Here is a 23,328-nt window from a genome sequence, read left to right on the forward strand (position 1 = left end):
CCGTCCGCCATCGCGGCCGCCAGGAACTTGCTGGCGCAGCATGGCTTACAAGCGGTCTGTGCCGAAGATTGATGCCCGCAGGCAGCGAAATGGAACGCATGGGATAATATGGGGCTCACACTGAGCAACGCGGCCCGAACGCGCCCTCCTCCATGACGACTTCTTTCCTGGCACGCTGGCTGCCGCAACCGAACAACGGCAGCCGCCGCGAACAATTGCGCGCCTGCGCTGGCGCCATCTGCGGCTTGCTGCTCACTGGACTCATCTGCCATTTCCTGCTGGCCCCCGACAGCGCCAGCGTCTACCTGATCGCGCCCATGGGCGCCTCGGCCGTGCTGCTGTTCTGCCTGCCGGCCAGCCCGCTGGCGCAACCGTGGTCCGTGGTGGGCGGCAACGTGGTGTCCGGCCTGGTCGGCATGGCTTGCGTCAAATGGCTGGGGCCCAGCGTGGGCGTGGCGGCGCTGGCCGCCTGCCTGGCCATCGGCGCGATGTTTGCCCTGCGCTGTCTGCATCCGCCGGGCGGCGCCGTGGCGCTCACCACGGTGGTTGGCGGCGCCAGCGTGCATGCGGCCGGCTTTGAATTCGTCTTCATCACCGTGCTGTTCAATTCCGCCGTGCTGGTCGCTTGCGCCGTGCTGTACAACAACCTGACGGGACGCCGCTACCCGCACATCCAGCAACTGGTGGCGCCGCATCCGCACGATACCAAGGATGACGTGCCCAGCAACCGCCTGGGCTTTTCGCCCGATGACCTCGATGCCGTGTTGCGCCAGCACAGCGAAGTGCTCGATATCAGCCGCGACGATTTGCAAGCGATCTTCCTGCAAACGGAAATGCGCGCCTACCAGCGCCGCTTCGGCGTCGTCACCTGCGCCGACATCATGTCGAAAGACGTGCTCAGCGTGGAGTTCGGCACGCCGCTCGATGTTGCCTGGCGCACCATGCGCGAACACCAGGTGGGCGCCCTGCCCGTGCTGAACCGGGCGCGCCGCGTCATCGGCATCATCACGCAGACGGATTTCCTGCGCCACGGCGGCCTCGACGATTACCACGGCATGCGCCAGCGCCTGCGCGGCTTGCTGCAGCGCAGCGGCCTGTCCCACAGCGACAAGCCGGAAGTGGTGGGGCAATTGATGACGCCGTCGCCGCACACGGCCCGCCTGGGCACGCCCATCATCGATTTGGTTCCCCTGATGGCCGACGCCGGCTATCACCATATTCCCATCCTCGACGATGAAGAGCGCCTGGCCGGTATCATCAGCCAGTCCGACCTGATGGCGGCCCTGTACGAAACTCGCTTCGCAGAGGCCGCCGCATGACGCCGTTCCAGGCACTGCTGACCGGCCCCGACGGCGGTCCGGCGGGCACGGCCGTCAGCGCGCATTTTTTTGGTGCCCAGCTGGCCATCGATGCGCCCGGCCATGGTGTCGACGTGGCACAGTTGATCGTCAGCGTGGGCGGCGTCGACGGCCCGGAACTGTTCCTGAACTGGCTCGACGCACAAGGACGGCAAGCGTCGCTCAAACCGCTGACGGCGAGCGACATCGCCATCGTCTTGCGCGAAGCGCCGGCCGCGCTGCAGCCGCAACTGCAGCGTTTGTGGGGCGAGCGCCAGCGCAACCGGCGGCAGGTGTCGGGCTGGCTGGCCGGTTTGACGGGCGCGACCGTCGTCGCGGCGGCCCTGCTGTGGTGGCAAGGCGGCCATGCCGTCGGCGCGCTGGCAGGATGGATCCCTTTGTCGACGGAAAAACAGCTGGGCGAACTGGCCCTGTCGCAAGTGTGCGCGCAGGGAGGCATCAGCGAAAGCGGCGTGACGCAGCAGACGGTGCAGGAGATCGGCCGCAAGCTGACGGCCGGCTCGCGCTACCAGTACCGCTGGCTGGTCAAAAACGACGACACAGTCAACGCGTTCGCCATGCCCGGCGGCATCATCGTCGTGCATACAGGCTTGCTGCGCCAGGCAGCCGACCCGGGCGAGCTGGCCGGCGTGCTCGCGCATGAAGTGCAGCATGTGGAGCAGCGTCATTCGCTGCGGCAAATGATCAGCAGCCTGGGCTGGGGCGCCCTCGTGGGCGTGACCATCGGCGACATCAGCGCCGTGGCCGCCATGCTGGCGCACCAGGCCGGCACCCTGTATTTCAGCCGCGACATGGAAGAAGAGGCGGACCGTCTCGGTTTGGTCGCCTTGCAGCGCGCGCGTATCCGCCCCGACGGCATGCTCAGTTTTTTCCAGAAACTCGATGACAAGGACAAGGCCAAAGTGCCCGACTGGATTTCCTCGCACCCGCAAACGGCGGCGCGCGCGCAGCAGATCCGCAGCCTGATCGCCGCCACACCCTGCCCTGCCTGCCTTCCCTTGACCAGCAGCCACTGGCAAGCGATGAAAGCGGCCCTGCCGCCTACGGCAAAATAGCAACATTCCCCTCGTACAATTTATCCAAACGTACTGGGCAATGGCGTATGCTTACGCCCCGGCTGCTCCATCGCGACCGGCCACCCCGACCCACAACGCCTCCGTTCATTCCCTCCTTACAAAGGACATCGCGCATGAAGCATCGTTTTGCCGCCGGCACCCTCGGCACCCTGGCCATCTCCCTGTTGCTCGCCTACGCGCCCATGGCGCAAGCGGCCCAGCCCGCAGCCAAAACAGCCGTCGCGCCCACCGCCAGCGCGCCGAAAGCAAAGCAGCAGCTGCAAGTGCTGGCCGACACATACTACGATGCGCTGGCCCGTTTCGAGCCGATCAATGCCACCGAGAGCGGCGACAACCGTTTTGACGACCAGCTCGGTTCAGCCATCGTGCCCGCCGCGCGCGCAAAACAGTTCGCCCTGTACCGCCAGTACCAGAAGACGCTGCGCAGCATTGCCCGCGCACAGCTGTCGCACCAGGACCAGATCAACTACGACATCCTCGACTATGAACTGGCGACGGCGCTGAGCTTCGAACGCTTCCCCGAATACCTGCTGCCGCTGAACCAGATGGACAGCATGCCCGTCACCCTGGCCAATTATGCGGGCGGCGAGGCATCGCAGCCTTTGACCACGGTCAAGGAGTATGACGCTTACCTGAGCCGTATTGGCCAGTTGCCGGGCTGGATAGACCAGGCCATCACCAACATGAAAGTCGGCATGCAAAAGGGCATCGTGCTGCCGAAGGCGCTGACGGAATCGGCCCTGCCGCAATTCAAGAAGCTCGTCAGCGCCACGCCGCAGGACAGCGTCTATTACACGCCCATCAAGAACTTGCCGGCCAGCTTTTCCGACGCGGACAAGGCGCGCCTGACGCAAACCTATACCGTCATCATCGAGGCCAAGCTGATGCCCGCGCTGCAGCGCCTGTCCACCTTCATGGAGCGCGATTACCTGCCGGCCGGCCGCACGAGCAGCGGCTGGAGCGCCCTGCCCGATGGCGCCGCGTGGTACCAGGCGCGCGTGGCCAGCAGCAGCACCACGGATTTGAAACCGGAGCAGATCCACGCCATCGGCTTGAAGGAAGTGGCGCGCATCCAGGAACAATATGCGATCGTGGGCCCGAAAATGGGCTACAACGGCCCGGCCGCCGGCTTGCCCGTGTGGGTGTCGGAACAGGCGAAATACCGTCCGTTCAAGACGGAGCAGGAAGTGCTCGACGTCTACCGCAAGCTCAACGTACTGTTGGACAGCAAATTGCCCGCCCTGTTCACCCTGGTGCCGAAGGCGCCGCTGGACTTACGCCTGGAACCTGAACTGAGCCGCGATACGGCCGCCGACCACTACACGGCGCCGGCCGCCGACGGTTCGCGCCCTGGCGTGTTCTGGTCCGTCGTCACCGACCCGAAACTGTATGGCGACACGGGCATGACCACCCTGTTCCTGCACGAAGGTAAACCTGGCCACCATTTCCACCTGGCGCTGGTGCAAGAGATGGACTTGCCGAACTTCCGCCGTTTCGGCGGCAACAATGCCTTCACGGAAGGCTGGGCCCTGTATGCGGAAACCCTGGGCAAGGAAATGGGCCTGTTCGAGGATCCGGCCCAGTATTTCGGCCATTTGAACGACGAGATGCTGCGCGCCGTACGCCTGGTGGTCGACACGGGCTTGCACACCAAGGGCTGGACGCGCGAACAGACGATCAAGTACATGCGCGATACCCTCGGCTATGACGCCGTGGCGAAAAGCGAGACGGAACGCTACATGGCGTGGCCGGGCCAGGCGCTGGGCTACAAGATCGGTTCGCTGAAAATCGTCGAACTGCGCCAGCGCGCGCAGCAGGCGCTGGGCGACAAGTTCAGCCTGCCGAAGTTCCACGAAGTCGTGCTGAGCGACGGTACCCTGCCCCTGAAACTGCTGGAAGCCAAGGTCGACCGGTGGATCGCGCAGCAGAAGTAAACTAGCCCCTCCCGCAACAGCGGCAGCGCCAACCGGGGCTGCCGTTTTTTTTCGCACCGATATTTGATCTGGCGCAGATCCGGCGCATCTCGCGCGCGCCTGCCGGAACGCGTACAGGTCGATGCTGCCTAATTCCCATACACAGAAGGGAGGCAGCATGCAAAGCGAAGACAGGAACAATGGCGCCACAGCCAGCCCGCCCGCATGGCAACCGTCAACGGAGATACCCGATGATGCAGGCGCATCCGCCCATGGGCATGAGGCCATACTTCACTACACGAGCGCGCGCGGTCAGGCCGGTGAACGGCCGCAGCGGCACATTCCCGACGATACCGCGCATGGCAATCATGGCCTGATCACGGCCCTTGGCTGGCTCAGCATCGGACTGGGCCTGGCCCAGCTGGTGGCGCCGCGCGGCCTGGCGCGGGCCAGCGGCTTGCGCGGCGTCTCGTCTGTCTGGATACGCGCCATCGGCCTGCGCGAAATGGCTTGCGGCGTGGCCTTGCTGCGCGGAGAAAGCCGGCCGGCATGGCGCTGGTCGCGCATCGCCGGCGACGCCATGGATCTGTCGCTGCTCGGCGTGGCCATGACCAGCCGGCGCAATGCGCGCACGCGCCTGGCGGCGACGGCGGCCGTGGTGGCAGGCGTGACGGCTATCGACTATATCGCCAGCGCACAACTGGCGCCGCGCAAGCTGAGCGAACTGCCCGCGCCCGGCGAAGAGGGGCTGGCGCTGCAAAGGAGCGTGATCGTCAACCGTTCCGCCGACGAATGCTACCGCGCCTGGCGCGACCTGGAAAACCTGCCCCGCTTCATGCCAGGCTTGCAGTCGGTGCAGATAATCGATGCGCGCCGCTCGCGCTGGCACAGCGTCGAAGGCGAGTGGATAGGCGAACTGACGCAAGAGCGTCCGGGCCAGAGCATGCGCTGGCGCGCGGCGGAAAATCATGCGGAAACGGGCGCGCTGGAACTGTCGCCCGCACCGGGCGGGCGCGGCACCGTGGTCACCATGCAACTGCACATGCAGGCGCCGGTCGGCAAGGTGGGCGCGGCCGTGGCCGGCCTGTTCAGCCAGGCGCCCGCCTACAAGATCGAGACCACCTTGCGCCGCTTCAAGCAGTGGATGGAAACGGGCGAGGTCAGCACCACCGAGGGTCAGCCGTCGGGCAAGCGCAGCTTCAAGACGCGCTTGCTGCACAAGGCTGGCGGCACGGCATCTTCCCCTCGACCGCAAGCAAACGGAGGTGTGTCATGAAAGCCAACTGCTGGCACGGCAAGCGCGACGTACGAATCGAACAGGTGCCCGATCCCGCCATCCTCAATCCCGGCGACGCCATCATCAAAGTCACTTCCACGGCCATCTGCGGTTCCGATTTACACCTCTACAATGGCGTCGTGCCCACCATGGAACAAGGCGATATCCTCGGCCATGAGTTCATGGGCGAGGTGGTGGAGGTGGGTTCCGCTGTGCGCAAGCTCAAGGTGGGAGAACGGGTGGTGGTGCCATTTCCCATTGCCTGCGGACGCTGCTTCTTTTGCGAGCAGCAGCTGTACTCGGTGTGCGAGAATTCCAATCCCAATGCCTATATGGCGGAAAAGATGTGGGGCCACTCAGGCGCGGGCATCTTTGGCTATTCCCACCTGACGGGCGGCTATGCGGGCGGCCAGGCCGAATATGTGCGCGTGCCGTTTGCCGACGTCGGCCCCATCAAGGTACCGGACGAGCTCAAGGATGAACAGGTGCTGTTCCTCTCGGACATACTGCCGACCGGCTACATGGCAGCCGAAGCCTGCGCCATCGCGCCGGGCCAGGTGGTGGCCGTGTGGGGATGCGGCCCCGTGGGACAGTTCGCCATCCAGAGCGCCTTCCTGCTCGGCGCCGAGCGCGTCATCGCCATCGACCATTACCCGGAACGCCTGCGCATGGCGCGCGAACTGTCCGGTGCGGAAACCCTGCATTTCGATGCGGTGGACGTGCCCGACGCCCTGCGGGAAATGACGGGAGGACGGGGCCCCGATGCCTGCATCGATGCCGTCGGCATGGAAGCGCACGGTTCCGGCGTCAGCTATATCTACGACCGCCTCAAGCAGACCATGAAACTGGAATCGGACCGTCCCACGGCCCTGCGTGAAGCCTTGATGGCGTGCCGCAACGGCGGCGTCGTCTCGGTGCCAGGGGTATATGGCGGCTTCAGCGACAAGATCCCGTTTGGCTCCATCATGAACCGTTCATTGACCATCAAGACGGGGCAAACGCACGTGCAGCGCTACATGCAACCACTACTGGAACGCATCCAGCGGGGCGAGCTCGATCCCGGCGCCATCATTTCCCACCACTTGACCCTGGACGAAGCGCCGCACGGCTATGAAATCTTCCAGAAGAAGCAGGAGCAATGCATCAAGGTCGTGCTGCATCCGGGCCCCTGACGGCGCTGGCAGGCAGCGCGGCCGGGCCAGGCGAACAATGCGCTGATCCCGGACGAGCTCAGACGAGCAGCGCGGCACTCATCGAGCGCACTTCCTCGGCCGATTCGGCGAGGATGCTTTGCAGGGTCTCGTTATCGATAATGAAATCGATGACGGAATCGGAGGGCGTGAGCATTTCCACATACGTCACCTGCAACGGCGACTGCACGGGCGACAACTGCTTGGCCAACAACAAGGTGTCGAGCAGGGAGTCGGGCGGAATCGACAGCAAGCCATCGCGCAAGCCTTCGATGGCTTCGCTCACGGCCAGCGGGATCAAGAGCTTCTTCATGACTTCGCGGGAAATGATTTCTTCGGCGGATTCCATCCAGTGATCCGCATCGTCGTCGAGCAGGCCGGGAAATTCGTCGGCGCGCGACAACAGATAAAAACCACCCACCTCGTGCACGATGCCGGCGAACAGCGCCGTGTCGGCATCGACGTGCGTCACGCGACGGGCAAGCACATGGGCCAACGCCGCCACGTGGGCCGTGTGTTCCCACAGCTGGGCCGCCTTCTGGCGCAGGACGGGGTCGATGATCTTGCTGCCGAACTGGCGTACCACCATGGCCGCCACCAGCGCGTAGAGATTGCGGTAGCCCATGCGCATGACGGCGGCGCGCACGCTGGTCACGGGGGCCGCATCGCCGCGGCTGTAAACGGCCGAGTTGGCCAGCGCGACCGTGCGCGCCGCCAGCAGGGGCTCGGCCAATACCAGCTTGATCGCATGGTCGATATGGCAGTCCGGTTCAGCCAGAGCCAATTGCAATTGCAGTGCGGAATTAACGCTCGTGGGAAACGTTAATTCGCCGCGTACCGCCTGGGAAACAATTAAACCGAAAGCCTGTAGTTTATTCATCATACGATCAATCCGCCTCAGATATTATTCTGGCCAACAATTTCATGCATCAGAAATTGAATGCCAGGCCCGGCCTTTAGAATACAGATGGCATGTCATTCGTTTGTAATGAAGAATCCGGTAATGCCAGCGCGTGCAATAATGATTCATCGCCGATGACAAACAACTTCGGCTGCTGTAATACCTGCAGCAGAAATGGCTGGCCTTCACGTAGCCGCCGGCGATAATCGGCCAGCGTATATAGGTTGGGATTGATTTTACGCCGTAAGGTTCGCTCGGCCGGGGCCAATCCCGTCAACAGATCGCCATAATTGGCTTCTTCACCCACCAGCAGCAAGTCGATGGCGCTGCCGGGCATGTCCTGTCCCTTCGCCGTGGCGCCCGACACGAAGGCCAGGTGCAGCTGGGTACGCAAGGGCGCCAGGGCCATGCTGAGCACGCCGACAATGCCGAAGGTTTTCTGCACCAGCCCGCTCAACTCCGGATACACGAGGCTTTCCTTGTTGGGCCAGAAGCGCCGCACATTGCCGATCCGCTCCGACGTGATCAGGCCGGCCTCATGCAGCCGGCGCAGTTCCCGCTGCGCCGACGCGCTGCCCAGACCCGTCAAGCGCATGATCTCGTTCAAGTGAAAGCCTTCATTCACACGGACAAAGAGCAAACCCAGCAGTTTCTGCTGGGCGGGAGTAAACAGGGCTTGGGCAATCATGCGCCAGATATTAGCATGAGCACGCCGAAAATTGGCGTGGCATGCGTACTTTTGCTACGCTACAACAGAGTGTGCCGGCAGGACGGCATCGTGCATAATCGCCATGGTTGCGCACGGCCGAACGATCGAAAAACGGCGTGCCCTCTCACACTCGCAGTTGCCGACAAACGATACTTTCAGGGAACACTTGTATGTCATCAGCCACCAGCAGCGTGGTCGGGTTTGTCGAAGGACAACTTGATACGGCGGCCTTTGAACACCTTTTATATGAAGACGCAGAAACAGAGCGCCTGTTGTCGGCGCAGCCGGCGCCCAAGTATGCGCATGCGGGGCACACGCTGTATCACTATCTGATATCGCTCGACCTGCACAATCCGGCGGACGTGCTGAACGCGCAGGGCGCCCTGGCCGAGTTTTTGCACGCCGTCGGCATTCCGGTATTCGTCTCGGAAAAGCCTGGCCAGCTGCACGAGCTTTTGCTGGCGGCGCAGCCGAAGTGGCTGGATGTGGATCTGGCCTATGTGGCGGCACTGCTGGACAAGGCACCGCCACATGCGAAAAAAAGTGAACGGACGCAGTGGCTGCGGGCGCAACTGCTCGCGTTATTTCGCTATGCGAAGAAGCCACCCCGTTGGCTGCAAGCGCCCAACTGGCCCATCGAGGCGCACGGTCCGCTAGTATTTTTGGGACAACTCCCGGTGCACGGCTATTTTCATGACGAAGCCGCCGTCTATGTGTTTTACGATGCCAGCAAAAACGAGTGCCGATCAATACTGCAGACTTGCTGACGCCATGGCGTTCCTGGGCGCGGCTTCCTGTTTACGTGTGTGCTGGAAGGCCGCAGTCATGGACATAAAAAAACGGCACCAGGAATTTCTCCCTGGTGCCGTTCTTATCAGCGAACAGCGCAGATGCATATATTTAGAAGCTAAATAATTAAACGTGTGACCTCTGAATGGCATACGCAATAAATATTTTCTATTACCTGGAATTTCTATCAATTAAATGATTAAAAATTTCCAGGAAAATAAAGCGGACGACATCCATGCGATTGCCATTAACTATAAATTTTACGCTGCTTGATAAAGATGACGCTTCGTCGTGTGTTGCCGAGTTTCGATGGCCAGCAGATCGTCGGTAGTTTCACCGGCCAGGGGGGCTTTATCGGCCAGCAGCGGGGCTTGACGCTCAACCACTTCCCACGTCTCTTTCTCTTTGCGTGCACGGTGGAAGGCCGCAGTAACGAACATAAAAAAACGGCACCCGAAGGTGCCGTTCTTGTCAGCTAGCCGCGCAGATTACGCTTCGTCGCCGTGGTGTTGCTGGGTCTCGATATCCTGCAGCGCTTCTGCAGCTTCGCCAGCCATCGAGGCTTTCTCGGCCAGCAGCAGCGCTTGACGCTCTTCCACTTCCCACGCTTCTTTCTCTTTGCGTGCGCGGTGGAAGGCCAGGCCCGTACCGCCAGGAATCAGGCGGCCGACGATGACGTTCTCTTTCAGGCCGCGCAGACCATCGCGCTTGCCCATGATCGCCGCTTCGGTCAGCACGCGGGTGGTTTCCTGGAACGATGCGGCCGAGATGAACGAATCGGTCGACAGCGATGCCTTGGTAATACCCAGCAAGACGTTTTCGTAGGTCGCTGGAATCTTGTTCTCAACGGCCATGCGATCGTTCTCGTCCAGCAGTTCCGAACGCTCTACCTGCTCGCCAACGATGTAGTTGGTGTCGCCGGCATTGACGATCTGAACACGGCGCAGCATCTGACGCACGATCACTTCGATGTGCTTGTCATTGATCTTCACGCCTTGCAGACGGTACACGTCTTGCACTTCGTCAACGATGTAACGTGCCAGCGCTTCGATACCCAGCAGGCGCAGGATGTCTTGCGGATCGGCCGGGCCGTCCACGATCATCTCACCCTTGTTCACGACTTGGCCGTCATGCACCAGCACTTGCTTGTCCTTGGTGATCAAGAACTCATGCTTGTTGCCGTCCATGTCCGTGATTTCCAGACGCTGCTTGCCCTTGGTTTCTTTACCGAACGCAACCGTACCCGTGACTTCCGCCAGCATACCGGCATCTTTCGGCGAGCGCGCTTCGAACAGTTCGGCAACGCGTGGCAGACCACCGGTAATATCGCGCGTTTTTTGCGATTCGGTAGGAATACGTGCCAGCACTTCACCAACCGATACCTGTTGACCGTCCTTGACCATGATCAGCGCGCCGACCTGGAAGCCGATCGCCACCGAGTGTTCGGTGCCGGCGATCTTGACTTCTTCGTTCGCGTCGTTGATCAGCTTGACTTGCGGACGCAACGTTTTCGTCAACGAACCGCGACGTTTCGCATCGATCGCCACCAGGGTGGACAGACCGGTCACTTCGTCGACCTGACGGGCCACGGTGACGCCTTCTTCGACGTTCTCGAAACGCACTTGACCGGCGTATTCGGTAATGATCGGACGGGTCAGCGGATCCCACGTTGCCAGGGCCGTACCGGCCTTGATGACCATGCCGTCCTTGACGATCAGGGTCGCACCGTACGGTACTTTATGACGCTCACGCTCACGGCCATGGTCGTCGGTAATCAGCACTTCGCCGGAACGGGAAATGACGATTTGCGCGCCCTTGCCGTTCGTGACGTAACGCATGGTTGCCGTGAAGCGAATGGTACCGTTCGACTTGGCTTCCACCGACGATGCCACTGCTGCACGCGATGCCGCACCACCAATGTGGAACGTACGCATGGTCAGCTGGGTACCAGGCTCACCAATCGACTGCGCTGCCACCACACCGACGGCTTCGCCGGCGTTGACCAGCATGCCGCGGCCCAGATCGCGGCCATAGCACTTGGCGCACAGGCCGAAGCGCGTGTCGCAAGTCAGTGGCGTGCGGACCTTGACTTCATCGATGGACAGACGCTCGATCTCTTCGACCATGTCTTCGTCCATCAAGGTGCCGGCTTCGTACAGCGTTTCCTGGGTTTCAGGATTGACGACGTCATGCACCACGACGCGGCCGAGGATACGGTCACGCAACGGTTCGATGACTTCACCACCTTCGACCAGCGCCTTCATGACGGCGCCGTTCATGGTGCCGCAATCATCTTCGATCACCACCAAGTCTTGCGTCACGTCAACCAGACGACGCGTCAGGTAACCGGAGTTAGCCGTTTTCAGCGCCGTATCGGCCAGACCTTTACGAGCACCGTGGGTCGAAATGAAGTACTGCAAAACGTTCAGACCTTCGCGGAAGTTCGCGGTAATCGGCGTTTCGATAATCGAACCATCCGGTTTGGCCATCAGACCACGCATACCGGCCAACTGGCGAATCTGGGCTGCGGAACCGCGCGCGCCGGAGTCGGCCATCATGTAAATGGCGTTGAACGATTCTTGCGTCGACTTGGTGCCGTCGCGGCGGATCACGTCTTCGACTTTGAGCTGGTCCATCATGGCCTTGCCGACTTCATCCGAGGTTTTGCCCCAGATATCGACTACCTTGTTGTAACGCTCGCCGGCGGTCACGAGACCCGAGGCGTATTGCTGTTCGATCTGCTTGACTTCCGATTCGGCCGTCGCGATCAGGGTGACTTTTTGAGGCGGTACCAGCATGTCGTCGACGCAGATCGAGATACCGGCGCGTGTCGCCAGGCGGAAACCCGATTGCATCAGTTTGTCTGCGAACACCACGGTGGCGCGCAGGCCGCACTTGCGGAACGACGTGTTGATCAGCTTGGAAATTTCTTTCTTTTTCAGCGCGCGGTTCAGGACGGAGAACGGCAGGCCTTTTGGCAGAATTTCCGACAGGATCGCACGGCCGATCGTCGTTTCGTAACGCGTTACCGTTTTCTCGAATTCGCCCGTTTCGGCGTTTTTCGGGTATTCGGTAATACGCACGGTGACGCGGGTCGTCAGTTCGACTTCCTTGTTGTCGTAGGCGCGGATCACTTCCGACACGTCAGGGAACATCATCCCTTCGTTCTTCGCATTGATCGCTTCGCGGGTCGCGTAGTACAGACCCAGCACGATATCCTGGGAAGGAACGATCGATGGTTCGCCGTTCGATGGGAACAGGATGTTGTTCGATGCCAGCATCAGGGTGCGTGCTTCCATCTGCGCTTCGATCGACAGAGGAACGTGGACCGCCATTTGGTCACCGTCAAAGTCGGCGTTGAATGCGGCGCAGACGAGCGGGTGCAGCTGGATGGCCTTGCCTTCAATCAGGACTGGCTCGAACGCCTGGATACCCAGACGGTGCAGCGTAGGTGCGCGGTTCAACATGATCGGATGTTCACGGATCACGTCTTCCAGGATGTCCCACACGACCGGCTCTTGAATCTCGACCAGCTTTTTGGCGGCCTTGATCGTGGTAGCCAGACCCATCAGTTCCAGTTTATTGAAAATGAATGGCTTGAACAGTTCCAGCGCCATCAGTTTCGGCAAGCCGCACTGATGCAGTTTCAATTGCGGGCCCACGACGATGACCGAACGACCGGAGTAATCGACGCGTTTGCCCAGCAAGTTTTGACGGAAACGGCCGCCCTTGCCCTTGATCATCTCTGCCAGCGATTTCAGCGGACGCTTGTTGGCGCCGGTCATCGCTTTGCCGCGACGGCCGTTGTCCAGCAGCGAATCGACCGCTTCTTGCAGCATGCGCTTTTCGTTGCGCGTGATGATCTCTGGAGCACGCAGCTCCATCAGGCGTTTCAGACGGTTGTTACGGTTGATGACGCGGCGATACAGATCGTTCAGATCCGAGGTCGCGAAACGGCCGCCATCCAGCGGTACCAGCGGACGCAGTTCCGGCGGCAGCACTGGCAGCACTTCCATGATCATCCAGTCAGGCTTGATGCCCGAACGTTGGAACGCTTCCAGCACTTTCAGGCGCTTCGCGTATTTCTTGATCTTGGCTTCGGATTTCGATTCCTTCAGTTCCACGCGCAGGGTTTCGGCATCGCGGTGGATGTCGATCGAGCGCAGCAGTTCACGGATACCTTCGGCGCCCATGAAGGCGGTGAAGTCGTCGCCGTACTCTTCGTACTTGGCGGCGTAGTCGTCTTCCGACATGATCTGGCACTTTTTCAGCGGAGTCATGCCTGGATCGGTCACGACGTATGCTTCAAAGTACAGCACGCGTTCGATGTCCCGCAGGGTCATGTCCAGGACCATGCCCAGACGCGACGGCAGCGACTTCAGGAACCAGATGTGCGCGGTAGGCGAGGCCAGCTCGATGTGGCCCATGCGCTCGCGGCGCACTTTGGCCAGGGTGACTTCGACGCCGCACTTTTCGCAGATCACGCCGCGGTGTTTCAGGCGCTTGTACTTGCCGCACAGGCATTCGTAATCCTTGATCGGGCCAAAGATCTTGGCGCAGAACAGGCCGTCGCGCTCAGGCTTGAAGGTACGGTAGTTGATGGTTTCCGGCTTCTTGACTTCGCCGTAGGACCACGAACGGATTTTCTCAGGCGAAGCGAGACCGATCTTGATTGCATCGAAGGTCTCGTTGGTCTGTACTTGCTTGAATAGATCGAGCAGTGCTTTCATGTATCACTCCAGAGGTGATTAAATTTCTATATTCCTGAGACTACATTGCCCGGCGTGGTTTCCCAGCCGGGCTTTGTGTTTCCCAAACCAAATGACAGGGTGCTGTCGTTTAGTTGCGTTCGAGGTCGATATCGATACCGAGCGAACGGATTTCCTTGACCAGCACGTTGAACGATTCCGGCATGCCGGCGTCGATCACGTGGTCGCCCTTGACGAGGTTCTCGTACACTTTGGTACGGCCATTCACGTCATCGGACTTGACGGTCAACATCTCTTGCAAGACATACGACGCGCCATACGCTTCCAGTGCCCAGACTTCCATCTCACCGAAACGCTGACCACCGAACTGGGCTTTACCGCCCAATGGCTGTTGCGTCACCAGCGAGTAAGGACCGGTCGAACGCGCATGCATCTTGTCATCGACCAAGTGATGCAGTTTCAGCATGTGCATGACGCCGACAGTGACCTTGCGCTCGAACGCTTCACCGGTGCGACCGTCATACATGGTCACCTGGTTTTTCGAAGCGGTCATGCCCAGGTTCTTGGCGATGTCGTCCGGATACGCCAGGTCCAGCATGCGGCGGATCTCGGCTTCATTGGCGCCGTCGAACACTGGCGTGGCGAATGGAACACCTTTTTTCAGGTTTTCCGCCAGCTTCATGATCTCTTCGTCGTCGAAGTCGTTCAAGTCTTCCGCACGGCCGTTGTCGTTGTAGATCGTCGTCAGGTACTTGCGCACTTGCTCGACCTTGGTTTGCGCCTTCAGCATTTCGCCGATGCGGATACCCAGACCCTTGGCAGCCCAGCCCAAGTGCGTCTCGAGAATCTGACCAACGTTCATCCGCGAAGGAACGCCCAGCGGGTTCAGCACAACGTCGGCTGGCGTGCCGTCGGCCATGTATGGCATGTCTTCCACAGGAACAATACGGGAAACCACACCCTTGTTACCGTGGCGACCTGCCATCTTGTCGCCCGACTGCAGGCGGCGTTTCACGGCCAGGTACACCTTGACCATTTTTTGCACGCCTGGTTGCAGCTCATCGCCTTGCGTCAGTTTCTTGCGCTTCTCTTCGAAGGCCAGATCGAACTGGTGGCGCTTCTCGTTGATCGATTCCTTGATCGCTTCCAGCGCTACCGCTGCATCGTCGTCCGCAGGGCGGATGTCGAACCAGTGGTATTTGTCCAGATCGGCCAGGTATTCCTTGGTGATCTTGGCGCCTTTGGCCAGCTTTTTAGGGCCGCCGTTGACAACTTTGCCGATCAGCATTTTTTCCAGACGCTGGAAGGCATCGCCTTCGACGATACGCATCTGGTCGTTCAGATCCAGACGGAAGCGTTTCAGTTCGTCATCGATAATTTGCTGGGCACGCTTGTCGCGCACGATGCCTTCACGGGTGAAGACTTGCACGTCGATCACGGTACCGATCATGCCCGAAGGCACGCGCAGCGACGTATCTTTCACGTCCGAGGCTTTTTCGCCGAAAATCGCGCGCAGCAGCTTCTCTTCCGGGGTCAGCTGGGTTTCGCCCTTCGGCGTCACTTTACCAACCAGGGTGTCGCCGGCTTGAACTTCAGCGCCGATGTAGACGATACCGGACTCATCCAGACGTGCCAGCTGATTTTCAGCCAGGTTCGAGATGTCGCGCGTAATTTCTTCCGCGCCCAGTTTCGTGTCACGGGCCACCACCGACAACTCTTCGATATGAATCGAGGTGTAGCGGTCGTCCTTGACGACGTTTTCCGAGATCAGGATCGAATCTTCGAAGTTCAGACCATTCCATGGCATGAAGGCCACGGTCATGTTCTGGCCCAGTGCCAATTCACCCAGGTCGGTCGATGCGCCATCGGCGATCACGTCGCGCTTGGCAACACGGTCGCCCACTTGCACGATAGGACGCTGGTTGATGTTGGTGTTCTGGTTCGAACGGGTGTACTTGATCAGGTTGTAGATGTCGACGCCCACTTCACCAGCTTGCGCTTCGTCATCGTTGACGCGAATCACGACACGGCCCGCATCGATGTAATCGACGATACCGCCACGCAAGGCTTGCACGGTGGTGCCCGAGTCGACCGCAACGGTGCGTTCGATACCGGTACCGACCAGCGCTTTTTCCGGACGCAAGCAAGGCACAGCCTGGCGTTGCATGTTGGCGCCCATCAATGCACGGTTCGCATCATCGTGTTCGAGGAACGGAATCAGCGATGCAGCGACGGAAACGATCTGGCCTGGGGCCACGTCCATGTACTGGATGCGCTCCGGGGAGACCAGGATGGTTTCGCCAGCTTCACGGGCCGAGACCAGTTCATCGGACAGCATGCCGGCGTCGTTGATGGTCGCATTCGCCTGAGCGATGATGTAGCGGCCTTCTTCGATGGCAGACAGGTAGTCGATCTGATCGGTAATCTTGGAGCCTTCGACCTTGCGGTACGGGGTTTCCAGGAAGCCGTATTCATTCAGGCGGGCATACAACGCCAGCGAGTTGATCAGACCAATGTTCGGACCTTCCGGTGTCTCGATCGGGCAGACGCGGCCGTAGTGGGTCGGATGCACGTCGCGCACTTCAAAGCCGGCGCGTTCGCGTGTCAGACCGCCGGGTCCCAGAGCCGATACGCGGCGCTTGTGGGTAATTTCCGACAGAGGATTGGTTTGGTCCATGAACTGCGACAGCTGGGAAGAACCGAAGAACTCGCGAATCGCGGCCGAAATCGGCTTCGAGTTGATCAGGTCGTGCGGCATCAGGTTGTCCGCTTCGGCTTGGCCGAGGCGTTCCTTGACGGCGCGCTCAACACGCACCAGGCCGGCGCGGAATTGATTCTCGGCCAGTTCGCCCACGCAACGCACGCGACGGTTACCCAGGTGATCGATATCGTCGACTTCGCCGCGGCCATTGCGCAGTTCCACGAGAATCTTGATCACGGCCAGCACGTCTTCGTTCGACAGCGTCATGGCGCCGGTCAGTTCATCGCGGCCAATGCGGCGGTTGAACTTCATGCGGCCCACGGCCGACAGGTCGTAGCGGTCCGAGTTGTAGAACAGGCCATTGAACAGCGCTTCAACGGAGTCTTCCGTTGGTGGCTCGCCTGGACGCATCATGCGGTAGATCGCCACTTTCGCAGCCATCTGGTCGGCGGTGTCGTCGATACGCAGGGTTTGCGAGATGTAGGCGCCCTGATCCAGGTCGTTCGTGTACAAGGTCTGGATTTCGGAAATGTTGGCGTCGCGCAGGCGGCCCAACAGATCTTCGGTCAGCTCATCGTTCGCGGAAGCGACGACTTCACCGGTGTCGCCATCGACGATATTCTTCGCCAATACGCGGCCCAGCAGGTAGTCTTCCGGTACGGAAATGTGCTTGATGCCGGCAGCTTCGATATCACGCACGTGTTTCGCGTTGATACGCTTGTCTTTCAGCACCAGGGTCTTGCCCGACTTGTCGACGATGTCGAAACGCGCCACTTCGCCGCGCAGACGCTCGGAGACGAATTCCATCTCCGCGCCTTCGGAACGCAGGTTGAAGTTGTCGAAGACGAAGAAGTTCGCCAGGATTTGCTCGTGCGACATGCCGATGGCTTTGAGCAGGATCGTTACTGGCATCTTGCGGCGGCGGTCGACGCGGAAGAACAGGATGTCTTTCGGGTCGAACTCGAAGTCCAGCCACGAACCGCGGTAAGGAATGATACGCGCGGAGAACAGCAGTTTACCGGACGAGTGGGTCTTGCCGCGGTCGTGCTCGAAGAACACGCCAGGCGAACGGTGCAACTGGGAAACGATAACCCGCTCCGTGCCGTTGATAACGAACGAACCGGTGGTCGTCATGAGCGGCAATTCGCCCATGTAAACTTCCTGTTCCTTCATCTCTTTGACGACGGGCTTGGTTGGCGATTCCTTGTCCAGGATCACCAGGCGCACTTTCGCGCGCAGCGGCGACGCGAACGTCAGGCCACGTTGTTGACATTCTTTGACGTCAAAGGCAGGATCGCCCAGAACGTACGACAAGAATTCGAGACGCGCAAAACCATTGTGCGAAACGATAGGGAAAATCGAAGTGAAAGCCGACTGCAGGCCATCATTCTTGCGGCCGGACGGTGCTATGTCCTCTTGCAAGAAGCTATGATAAGACTCGAGCTGGGTCGCCAGCAGGAACGGAACGTGGTGAACGTTGGCGCGCTTCGCGAATGATTTGCGAATGCGTTTCTTCTCAGTAAATGAGTAGTGCATGGACACTCCGTGAGTGACAGAAAGGATAGAAAATTCAGGTTTTGCAAGTGTTCGTTTGCACCGCTGCGTGTGACACAGACGAAACCTCAAGGCTCTGCTTTCCGGCTTGAATCGAATAAAAACTGCTGCTACAACTACGTGACAAATACGATGCAGACGACAAAGGAGCCAAAGTCGGATTTCCCCCCTTGCGAGGGGAAACCTCAGACTTTGACTCGGGCGCTAACTGCCGCCGGTACAGATATTACTTCATCGAAGCGGTTGCGCCGGCTTCAATCAGTTTCTTCACTGCAGCTTCAGCGTCAGCTTTCGACACTGCTTCTTTCACAGTTTTTGGTGCGCCATCGACCAGGTCTTTAGCTTCTTTCAAGCCCAGGCCGGTGATTTCGCGAACTGCTTTAATAACGCCAACTTTGTTTGCGCCGAAGGTGTCCAGCACAACGTTGAACTCGGTTTGCTCTTCAGCAGCTGCTGCTGGGCCTGCTGCAGGACCGGCCGAAGCCATCGCTGCTGCGGACACGCCGAATTTTTCTTCGAATGCTTTAACCAGGTCGTTCAGGTCCATTACGGACATGGCGCTAACTGCTTCCAGGATATCGTCTTTGCTAATTGCCATTTTGAAACTCCTAAATTTATTACGTTAGTTACATCAGATTGGTACTGAGAGAAAAAAGCGCGCGCAATTAAGCGGCTGCTGGGGCTTCTTCTGCTGCTGCTTCTGCAGGAGCTTCGGCGCCTTCGCCTTTTTTCGCTGCCAGGGCAGCCAGACCACGTGCAAAGCCCGAAACCGGAGCCAGCATAACGCCCAACAACTGCGAAATGAGGACTTCACGGCTAGGAATGCTCGCCAACGCGGTGACAGCAGCTGTATCCAGCGGCTTGCCTGCGTAGTTACCTGCTTTGATGACCAGTTTGTCGTTGGTTTTAGCGAAGTCAGCGATGACTTTAGCTGCTGCAACGGCATCGGCCGAGATCGAGTAGATCAACGGGCCGGTCATGGCATCTGCCAGGCTGGCGAATGCGGTACCTTCAACGGAGCGACGAGCCAGAGTGTTTTTCAACACACGCAGGTACACGCCTTGGGCACGCGCTTTAGCACGCAGTTGCGTCAAGTGACCAACCTGGATGCCACGATATTCGGCCACGACGATCGTTTGCGCATTAGCTACTTGTGCGGAAACTTCGGCGACGACGGCCTTTTTGTCATTCAGATTGAGACTCACGGTCAACCTCCTTAAATGATGTTCGGCAATCACAACCGAGTGGTTGAGCGCCTTGCATCGGTTCGAACACGGCGTCCGAAGTCAAGAAGTACTAAACTGAGCGGATGAATTCACGCAGCATGAGGACTACAAAACTTGTTCGGGTACACCATCTGCGTTGGGCACTTGCCGTTGCCGGCAAGCCTATTAACCTTCTGCATGTACGATCGCAGTCGGCCCAACGGTCTTTGATTGTCTGCCTGCCTGGTGCGAACACCGGGCAGACAGCCCAAAGATGCGCCCGCAGCGCCCGAAGGCGCTACAGGACTTGATTCTGTTACTTAAGCTGCCAGGCTAGCCTGGTCAACACGAACGCCAGCGCCCATGGTCGACGACAGCGAAACTTTGCGCAGGTACACGCCTTTGCTCGATGCTGGCTTGGCTTTGTTCAGTGCGTCGATCAGTGCGACCAGATTCGATTTCAGATCTGCGTCAGCGAACGATTTACGGCCGATGGTAGCGTGGATGATACCGGATTTGTCGGTACGGTACTGAACTTGACCGGCTTTCGCGTTTTTCACGGCGGTAGCGACGTCAGGAGTAACAGTGCCAACTTTCGGGTTAGGCATCATGCCGCGTGGGCCCAGGATCTGACCCAGGGTACCAACGATACGCATGGTATCTGGCGAAGCGATAACGATGTCGAAAGGCATGTCGCCGGCTTTGATCTGCTCAGCCAGGTCTTCCATACCAACGATGTCGGCGCCAGCTGCTTTAGCAGCTTCCGCTTTTTCGCCCGACGCGAATACTGCCACGCGTACGGTTTTGCCGGTACCAGCTGGCAGCACGACGGAGCCGCGCACCACTTGGTCGGATTTCTTAGGATCAACACCCAGTTGTACCGATACGTCGATCGATTCATTGAACTTGGCCGTTGCGCACTCTTTGATCAGAGCGACAGCGTTGTCGAAAGCGTACACTTTGGTACGGTCGACTTTGGCTTTCAAAGCCTTGATACGTTTGGATAACTTAGCCATTATACAACACCTTCCACCGTGATACCAATCGAACGAGCGGAACCAGCGATGGTGCGTACAGCAGCATCCATGTCGGCAGCGGTCAGATCAGGGGTTTTCAATTTAGCGATTTCTTCAGCTTGTGCGCGGGTCAGCGTACCGACTTTGTCGGTATGTGGCTTCGGCGAACCTTTGGTGATCGCAGCAGCTTTTTTGATCAGGTAGGTTGCTGGAGGCGTCTTCATCACGAACGTGAAGGACTTGTCAGCGAACGCGGTGATCACGACTGGAATTGGCATGCCTGGCTCCAGACCTTGGGTCTGTGCATTGAAGGCCTTGCAGAATTCCATGATGTTCAGACCACGTTGACCCAGAGCTGGACCGATTGGTGGGGATGGGTTTGCTTTACCAGCTGGCACTTGCAGCTTGATAAAACCAATGATTTTCTTTGCCATGATGGCTCCTATCTTGGATTGAGTAGTAGCGCCCCGCCGATCCTACCCTGGCGGGGCTCCTCTGACCGGATTTTGCTGAGACTGCTGCGACGCTCCTGGTGGCGCTTGATAATACTTAAACTTTTTCGACCTGGCCGAATTCGAGCTCCACCGGGGTAGCGCGGCCGAAAATGGTGACCGAGACGCGTACTTTGGATTTCTCGTAGTTGACTTCTTCGACATTGCCGTTGAAGTCGGTGAACGGGCCATCCTTGATGCGGACTTGCTCGCCCACTTCGTACAAGGTTTTTGGACGGGGCTTTTCAACACCTTCCTGCATCTGCTTCATGATGCCGTCGATTTCGCGCGCGGAGATCGGCGTCGGCTTGTTCGACTTGCCACCAATGAAACCGGTAACCTTGCTGGTGTTCTTGACCAAGTGCCAGCTCTCGTCCGTCATTTCCATTTCAACCAGCACATAGCCAGGATAGAAACGACGTTCGGTGACGGACTTCACACCATTCTTGACTTCGACAACTTCTTCGATCGGCACCAGGATCTGGCCGAACTGGTCTTGCATGCCCGCGCGCTCGATGCGCTCGGTCAGTGCGCGCATGACGCTTTTTTCCATGCCGGAATAAGCATGCACGACATACCAGCGCTTGCTGCTGACTGGCACGCTCAGCGCTGCACCAGTGTCCGCTACCGGAGCGTCGCCCGGAACGGACTCGTCCGCCGCTTCATCATGCACATTTTCGCTCATTATTTTTTCCAACCAAGAATTACGTCATACAACAAAAACTCGAGCAATTTATCCGTGCCCCACAGGAAAATCGCCATGACCAGCACAAAGGCAAACACGATCGCAGTAATCTGCGTGGCTTCTTTGCGGGTAGGCCAAACGACTTTCTTGGTTTCGCGCACAGCTTCTTTGGCGAAATTAAGAAATTCACGGCCGGTCGTCGAGACATACAAGAGCGCAACAGCAATAACCAAACCAGCCACAAGCGCGCTTGCACGCACCAGAGCTGGTTGGCCTGCCAGGTAATAAAACCCGACTACTCCTGCAATCGCAGCTACTATTGCCAGCGCGACTTTTATCTTGTCACTCGACGTGCTAACGGTTTGCACGGATTGATTTGACATTTTTCTACTTTCGGTGCCCTGCACCTTGACGGTGGCAGGGACGGAGGGCATCGAACCCCCAACCTTCGGTTTTGGAGACCGACGCTCTGCCAATTGAGCTACGTCCCTACGTAAAACTTTCGAGGAGTGCTATTCTACCACCCAGGACGCCCCGGGTGGAAGCATAACATTTCCTTATGCGAGGATTTTTGCAACCACGCCGGCGCCGACGGTACGGCCGCCTTCACGGATAGCGAAGCGCAGACCTTCTTCCATCGCGATCGGGTTGATCAGCTTGACGGTGATCGACACGTTATCGCCTGGCATGACCATTTCTTTGTCTGCTGGCAACTCGATCGAACCGGTTACGTCCGTCGTGCGGAAGTAGAACTGTGGACGATAGTTGTTGAAGAATGGCGTATGACGGCCGCCTTCGTCTTTCGACAGAACATAGATCTCGCCGGTGAAGTGGGCATGCGGCTTGATCGAGCCTGGCTTGGCCAGAACTTGACCACGTTGCACGTCTTCACGCTTGGTGCCGCGCAGCAGCAGACCAACGTTGTCGCCAGCTTGACCTTGGTCCAGCAGCTTGCGGAACATTTCCACGCCGGTGCAAGTCGTTTTGACGGTATCGGTGATACCAACGATTTCGATCTCTTCGCCGACTTTAACAATGCCGCGCTCGATACGACCGGTCACAACGGTACCGCGACCCGAGATCGAGAACACGTCTTCCACTGGCATCAGGAATGCACCATCAACAGCGCGCTCTGGCGTTGGGATGTAAGCATCCAGCGCATCGGCCAGACGCAGCACTGCATCAACGCCCATTTCGCCTTCTTTGCCTTCCAGCGCCATACGTGCCGAACCTTTGATGATAGGCAGGTCGTCGCCTGGGAATTCGTACTTCGACAACAGCTCGCGCACTTCCATTTCAACCAGTTCCAGCAGCTCTGCGTCGTCGACCAGGTCGCACTTGTTCAGGAACACGATGATGTATGGAACGCCAACTTGGCGGGCCAGCAGGATGTGTTCGCGGGTCTGCGGCATTGGGCCGTCAGCTGCGGAGCACACCAGGATCGCGCCGTCCATCTGGGCTGCACCGGTAATCATGTTTTTGATGTAATCGGCGTGGCCTGGGCAGTCAACGTGCGCGTAGTGACGCGTTTCCGTTTCGTACTCGACGTGGGCGGTGTTAATCGTGATACCGCGCGCTTTTTCTTCTGGTGCTGCATCGATCTGGTCGTATGCTTTAGCTTCGCCGCCAAATTTCTTCGACAGAACCGTTGCGATTGCAGCGGTCAGCGTGGTTTTACCGTGGTCGACGTGGCCGATGGTGCCGACGTTGACGTGCGGCTTGGTCCGTTCGAATTTACCTTTTGCCATTTTGAAC

General features: G+C 59.0%; 18 protein-coding genes and 1 tRNA gene. 7 read left to right on the forward strand and 12 right to left on the reverse strand.

From position 1 onward, the window contains the following. The first annotated feature begins 152 nt into the window (after positions 1–152). The 5 genes from MRBLMS1_RS16490 to MRBLMS1_RS16510 all read left to right on the forward strand — a co-directional run bounded on the left by MRBLMS1_RS16490 (position 153) and on the right by MRBLMS1_RS16510 (position 6,795). Positions 153–1,319 (forward strand): HPP family protein, encoded by a 1,167-nt coding sequence (locus MRBLMS1_RS16490; protein ID WP_485880454.1) that lies wholly within the window; start codon positions 153–155, stop codon positions 1,317–1,319. Next, complete coding sequence (locus MRBLMS1_RS16495) at positions 1,316–2,413, forward strand: M48 family metallopeptidase (RefSeq protein WP_485880456.1); 1,098 nt, start codon at positions 1,316–1,318, stop codon at positions 2,411–2,413. The genes MRBLMS1_RS16490 and MRBLMS1_RS16495 overlap by 4 nt, the downstream gene beginning before the upstream one ends. Before the next feature lie 134 nt (positions 2,414–2,547). Beyond that, positions 2,548–4,368, forward strand: coding sequence for a DUF885 domain-containing protein (locus tag MRBLMS1_RS16500; protein ID WP_485880458.1), 1,821 nt, complete (start codon positions 2,548–2,550; stop codon positions 4,366–4,368). A 157-nt stretch (positions 4,369–4,525) separates the two neighbouring features. Then, positions 4,526–5,623 (forward strand): SRPBCC family protein, encoded by a 1,098-nt coding sequence (locus MRBLMS1_RS16505; RefSeq protein WP_485880460.1) that lies wholly within the window; start codon positions 4,526–4,528, stop codon positions 5,621–5,623. Next, complete coding sequence (locus MRBLMS1_RS16510; RefSeq protein WP_485880462.1) at positions 5,620–6,795, forward strand: zinc-dependent alcohol dehydrogenase; 1,176 nt, start codon at positions 5,620–5,622, stop codon at positions 6,793–6,795. The genes MRBLMS1_RS16505 and MRBLMS1_RS16510 overlap by 4 nt, the downstream gene beginning before the upstream one ends. A gap of 58 nt (positions 6,796–6,853) precedes the next feature. On the opposite strand, the gene MRBLMS1_RS16515 is transcribed toward MRBLMS1_RS16510, so the two are convergent. Both MRBLMS1_RS16515 and MRBLMS1_RS16520 read right to left on the reverse strand, forming a co-directional pair. After that, positions 6,854–7,693, reverse strand: coding sequence for an HDOD domain-containing protein (locus MRBLMS1_RS16515; RefSeq protein ID WP_034753622.1), 840 nt, complete (start codon positions 7,691–7,693; stop codon positions 6,854–6,856). 76 nt (positions 7,694–7,769) lie between these two features. Continuing rightward, positions 7,770–8,402 (reverse strand): helix-turn-helix domain-containing protein, encoded by a 633-nt coding sequence (locus MRBLMS1_RS16520; protein ID WP_128141046.1) that lies wholly within the window; start codon positions 8,400–8,402, stop codon positions 7,770–7,772. A gap of 191 nt (positions 8,403–8,593) precedes the next feature. On the opposite strand from MRBLMS1_RS16520, the gene MRBLMS1_RS16525 reads away from it, so the two are divergent. Together MRBLMS1_RS16525 and MRBLMS1_RS16530 are read left to right on the forward strand one after the other, a co-directional pair. Continuing rightward, positions 8,594–9,190 carry a hypothetical protein gene (locus tag MRBLMS1_RS16525; protein WP_456148283.1) on the forward strand — a complete coding sequence of 199 codons (597 nt, stop codon included), beginning with the start codon at positions 8,594–8,596 and terminating at the stop codon, positions 9,188–9,190. A gap of 300 nt (positions 9,191–9,490) precedes the next feature. Then, a complete protein-coding gene (locus MRBLMS1_RS16530) occupies positions 9,491–9,691 on the forward strand; it encodes a hypothetical protein (protein ID WP_485880465.1) in 201 nt (66 codons plus the stop codon). 9 nt (positions 9,692–9,700) lie between these two features. On the opposite strand, the gene rpoC is transcribed toward MRBLMS1_RS16530, so the two are convergent. From rpoC to tuf, 10 genes are all read right to left on the reverse strand, one after another. Continuing rightward, on the reverse strand, positions 9,701–13,942 hold the full coding sequence (rpoC, locus tag MRBLMS1_RS16535) for a DNA-directed RNA polymerase subunit beta' (protein ID WP_034753138.1): 4,242 nt from the start codon (positions 13,940–13,942) through the stop codon (positions 9,701–9,703). A 109-nt stretch (positions 13,943–14,051) separates the two neighbouring features. Continuing rightward, complete coding sequence (rpoB, locus tag MRBLMS1_RS16540; protein WP_436484104.1) at positions 14,052–18,158, reverse strand: DNA-directed RNA polymerase subunit beta; 4,107 nt, start codon at positions 18,156–18,158, stop codon at positions 14,052–14,054. A 244-nt stretch (positions 18,159–18,402) separates the two neighbouring features. Beyond that, the gene (gene rplL, locus MRBLMS1_RS16545) at positions 18,403–18,774 is read right to left on the reverse strand and encodes a 50S ribosomal protein L7/L12 (RefSeq protein ID WP_128141044.1); all 372 of its coding nucleotides are present in this window, start codon (positions 18,772–18,774) and stop codon (positions 18,403–18,405) included. A gap of 67 nt (positions 18,775–18,841) precedes the next feature. Then, entirely contained in the window at positions 18,842–19,381 is a 540-nt protein-coding gene (rplJ, locus tag MRBLMS1_RS16550) for a 50S ribosomal protein L10 (RefSeq protein ID WP_034753621.1), read from the reverse strand. Between the two features lie 320 nt (positions 19,382–19,701). After that, a complete protein-coding gene (rplA, locus tag MRBLMS1_RS16555; protein ID WP_034753134.1) occupies positions 19,702–20,397 on the reverse strand; it encodes a 50S ribosomal protein L1 in 696 nt (231 codons plus the stop codon). Continuing rightward, positions 20,397–20,831, reverse strand: coding sequence for a 50S ribosomal protein L11 (gene rplK, locus MRBLMS1_RS16560; protein WP_034753131.1), 435 nt, complete (start codon positions 20,829–20,831; stop codon positions 20,397–20,399). Before rplK ends, rplA begins: the two co-directional genes overlap by 1 nt. 115 nt (positions 20,832–20,946) lie before the next feature. Next, positions 20,947–21,573, reverse strand: coding sequence for a transcription termination/antitermination protein NusG (nusG, locus tag MRBLMS1_RS16565; RefSeq protein ID WP_034753130.1), 627 nt, complete (start codon positions 21,571–21,573; stop codon positions 20,947–20,949). Further along, entirely contained in the window at positions 21,573–21,956 is a 384-nt protein-coding gene (gene secE / locus MRBLMS1_RS16570; protein ID WP_010394308.1) for a preprotein translocase subunit SecE, read from the reverse strand. The genes nusG and secE overlap by 1 nt, the downstream gene beginning before the upstream one ends. A 32-nt stretch (positions 21,957–21,988) precedes the next feature. After that, positions 21,989–22,064: transfer RNA gene (locus MRBLMS1_RS16575), tRNA-Trp, on the reverse strand. 66 nt (positions 22,065–22,130) lie between these two features. Beyond that, positions 22,131–23,321, reverse strand: a complete 1,191-nt coding sequence (gene tuf / locus MRBLMS1_RS16580; RefSeq protein ID WP_034753125.1) for an elongation factor Tu — start codon at positions 23,319–23,321, stop codon at positions 22,131–22,133. Positions 23,322–23,328: the final 7 nt, after the last annotated feature.

Origin of the sequence: Massilia sp. LMS1-1-1.1 (assembly GCF_040815535.1) — a bacterium.
In the GTDB taxonomy this organism is placed as follows: domain Bacteria; phylum Pseudomonadota; class Gammaproteobacteria; order Burkholderiales; family Burkholderiaceae_D; genus Janthinobacterium; species Janthinobacterium aestuarii.